Consider the following 3,532-nt stretch of genomic DNA (forward strand, 5'->3'; position numbering starts at 1 on the left):
CGGCGGCAAGGCCGTATTGGTGATAGCTCTGATATGCGGCCGCATTGGTCACGCCCCCCAGCTGCGCGAGCCGGTTTTGTCGATCCGGGCTCCGATAACCTTCCAATAGCACCAAGTCATACCCGTATTGCTCGTGCATGATCTTGTACACGAGCAATAGCCGGGTTCTGAAATCGGCATCCAGCAAATTCCAATCGCGGCTGGCGTCGCGCAATGCCGGACGGACCTGTTCGACTTCTTTGGTCGCGAAGACCTCGGGCGGCAACGGCGGCGGTGGAACGAGCTGCTCACCATTGAGCAATGCGGCGATTTTCTCGTCCGGCACGCGCGTGTCGCCATCAAACTGAAACAATAGGTGGCCGCGCAATGCAATTGCGATCAATGGAGGCGCCGCAAGGATACCTGTCGTAATGAAAATCAGCAAGCGCTTGCGAATCAGTATTTTTTTCGTGTCAATCAGCGTGTGATGGGAAATTCTTACTGACTTATCGATTCCGGTCCGTAGATGCGACATGCCGCGCGACGTACGGCGCAGCATGCGGCGCTGTAATGCCACTGCGGTCGCAATGAGTGCGCCCCGCGCGGCGGGCAATAGGAACAATGCTGCGATCGTGACAGCGACAGCGAAATAGGCAGCGAGTGCAACGGCAATCAAGATGGGCCCCGGGTGGGAAATGAATTGTATTTTGGAATGCTTGCTCTTAGAATCTGGCCTGCTTGCCAAGGGAGGCCGGATTCCTATTATCACGGCGAATTAAACAACGATTCAACGAGATACTGAATGAGTGCACCGGAAACCACTTCGAAAGGGCGGCCGAGCCTACTTTCCGAGACGGCTCCCGGTGGCCCGGACAACAGTTCCCGCATCCTCGCGAGCCTTGAGGGGCGCGTATCCGCGCAGCAGCTTCCGCGTCGCCGATCGAAGAAGCCATGGCATATCGCCGCGTTGGCGGCGGTTGTCGGAGCCGGCGCGCTTGGCGCGTGGCAATGGCAGCGCGCGCACGACGCCGGGCATCCGGTGGTGGCCAGCGCGGCATCGCATGCGGCCGGCGCCAGTGCCGCCACGATGGCGAATGCAAGCGGTACGGCTGCCACTCACGTTGGCGTGGCGCAAAACGCGCAGGGCGCCGCTTCCGCTCCTCAGGCCGCTGTCATCGTGGCCGACAATACGAACGCGGCATCGAACACGGCGGCGTCGCCGAATGTCACCGGCAGCGATCCACTCTCGCGCGCGTTAGCGAACGGGGCTTCGTCCGCTGGTGGGGCATCGGGTGCCGCCGCGTCCAGCAAACGATCGGCCGCGGATAAGCCGGCTGCCGCATCAGCGCAGCACGAGCCGGCTGCCGCATCAGCGCAGCACGAGAGCGCCAAGAATCGGCGCCCGGAAAAGGCTGCCGAACATGGTGGCAAGCATGGCAAAGATGGAAAGGACCGCGCGGTCGCGAAGCACTCCGATTCCGATGTCGATCTGCTGGCGGTGCTCGTGGCGCGCACGAAGCCGTACGATGCGCATGCGCCGCAGCTTAGCGCTTCCGATGCGAAAGCCGCGGCGGCGAAAGGTCATCCCGTGAGCTTGGCTGCGCAAGTCAAGCAATGCGACAAGTCGAACTTCTTCGAAGCGCAGCTGTGCCGCTGGCGTGTCTGCTCCGATCACTGGGGCAAGGATCCGGCTTGCCCGAGCGCCAATCACGAGCAGCAAACGCGCTAGTGCGCAGTCCAGACGTTCCGTCTCCAGCATGACCGCTTGCTCGATGCGATCGACGATCGCACCGAGCGAACGCTGTGCATGCGATTCCATCCCTTCCACATCGCCTGCGGTTCTCCGACTCGGTCGCCGTCCATGAGCGCGCGATTGTCCTTGCTCGCTTCCACCCCTTCGGCTGTCAAGTCCGTCAACTCGTGACGCATCGCGCCGCCGTGGTTCCATGCACCAGGCCATCGAAGAGACAAAGCAACGACTATTCCTATCAGCGATTGATGTGCGGCACGCGCGTTGCGGCAGTGCGGCAGACCGGAGGGCTCGATGCGACGAGCGTGACTTTCGGGCTGCACTGACCATTCATTGACACAGAGGACGTTCATCATGGCACGCAAAACGTTGGAAGACCTGTTCATCCATTCGCTCTCGGACATCTACAGCGCCGAGAAGCAATTGACGAAGGCACTCGGCAAGCTCGCACGCGCAGTCACGAACGAGCAACTCTCGCAGGCGTTCGAGACGCATCTGCAGGAAACACACGGACAGATCGAACGGATCGATCAGGTCGTTCAAAAGTGCGACATCCGCCTGAAGAGAATGAAGTGCGTTGCGATGGAAGGTTTGATCGAAGAGGGCGAAGAGCTCATCGACGAAATCGAAAAAGGTCCCGTTCTCGATGCCGGCTTGATCGGTGCGGCGCAGAAGGTCGAGCACTATGAGATCGCCGCATACGGCACCTTATGTGCGTTGGCCAGGCAGCTCGGCCGGCCGGAAGCCGTGACGTTGCTCAAGGAGACGCTCGAAGAAGAAAAGGCCACCGATAAAAAGCTGACTGATTTTGCCGAGAAGGTCGGCAATCCGCAGGCTAAGAAGGGTTAGCGTTTCCGCCCGCTTTCAGCCCGCTTTGATCCATTACGTTCCCTTGTTCGTTTTGTTTTCCTTTCCAATGGAGTCTGACGATGAGCTCACCTGCAATCGACTATTCGGGCGCCGGTATGCAAAGCGGTGCGGCCGCGCAAGCGACGTTCGCGACGATGGCCGATATCGCCAATCAAACGTTCGACGGTTTCGAGCGCGTCACGCGATTGAACCTTCAAACGATCAAGACGTCGCTGGCCGAGCAGCACGGGATTGCGCTCGAGGCGGTCGACTCGCGCTCGCTCGCTTGGGTCCTCACTCTGCCGGTCGCGCAAGCGCAAGCCGGATTCAAGAAGGTGCTCGCGTATTGGCAGCACCTGAACGTGATTGCTACGGAGACGGCCTCCAATAACGCGGGGGCCGGCTGGGAAGGGATCACCGCATACACGGACTGGTTGGCGTCGGCCTACGCCGATACGCGCAGGCAGACGGGCGTAGCGCTCGTGCTCGCGTCGCCCGATGCGGATTTGCCCGCCCCTCTCGATGAGTCGCTACAAACAAGCGCAAAAGCGACCGGTAAAAAGCGCCCGGTGGATATCGTCGACGGTTCGGGCAATGTCGTGTCGTCGGTGAAGCAGTAGCGTCGATGCGATGCGTCGCCCGTCGAAGCGCATCGTTTTCACCCACGGCTCATGCGAAAGTCGATGCGTTTTATCTCGCTAACTTTTTCGGCGGTGAACGAGACGACATGTGCCCCGTTTTGTGACGAAATGCATTGAACAGGCGGTGACAGCGGCGACCTTCGCGGGTCGCCGTTTTGCTCGATTGTTCGTTGACCAACCGTCAATCTGGTACGGATAGCGTTGTATCGGAGGATTTAGCTGGGCGGGGCGCTGTGCTGCAGCGGCACGATTGATGCTCCCGAATGGGAGAACTTTTATCGCCTTGGAGCTTTCCATGTTGAATACCGGGCAA

Annotated in this window: 4 protein-coding genes; 3 read left to right on the forward strand and 1 reads right to left on the reverse strand. The window is 60.1% G+C overall.

Annotation, left to right across the window (positions count from 1 at the left end; all coding sequences use genetic code 11):
• Positions 1 to 655: M15 family metallopeptidase (locus ACTHL0_RS10015; RefSeq protein WP_440566576.1), on the reverse strand; the 655-nt coding region annotated here is incomplete at its 3' end.
• 126 nt (positions 656 to 781) lie between these two features.
• Here ACTHL0_RS10015 and ACTHL0_RS10020 point away from each other — a divergent pair.
• From ACTHL0_RS10020 to ACTHL0_RS10030, 3 genes are all read left to right on the forward strand, one after another.
• Positions 782 to 1,708: a phage tail protein gene (locus tag ACTHL0_RS10020; protein ID WP_440566573.1), complete on the forward strand. Its 927-nt coding sequence runs from the start codon at positions 782 to 784 to the stop codon at positions 1,706 to 1,708.
• 372 nt (positions 1,709 to 2,080) lie between these two features.
• The gene (locus ACTHL0_RS10025) at positions 2,081 to 2,578 is read left to right on the forward strand and encodes a YciE/YciF ferroxidase family protein (RefSeq protein ID WP_440566577.1); all 498 of its coding nucleotides are present in this window, start codon (positions 2,081 to 2,083) and stop codon (positions 2,576 to 2,578) included.
• 80 nt (positions 2,579 to 2,658) lie between these two features.
• Positions 2,659 to 3,198 carry a phasin family protein gene (locus tag ACTHL0_RS10030; protein WP_440566575.1) on the forward strand — a complete coding sequence of 180 codons (540 nt, stop codon included), beginning with the start codon at positions 2,659 to 2,661 and terminating at the stop codon, positions 3,196 to 3,198.
• The last annotated feature ends 334 nt before the right edge of the window (positions 3,199 to 3,532 follow it).

The sequence above is a fragment of the Trinickia sp. genome (genome assembly GCF_051961175.1).
Lineage (GTDB): Bacteria > Pseudomonadota > Gammaproteobacteria > Burkholderiales > Burkholderiaceae > Trinickia.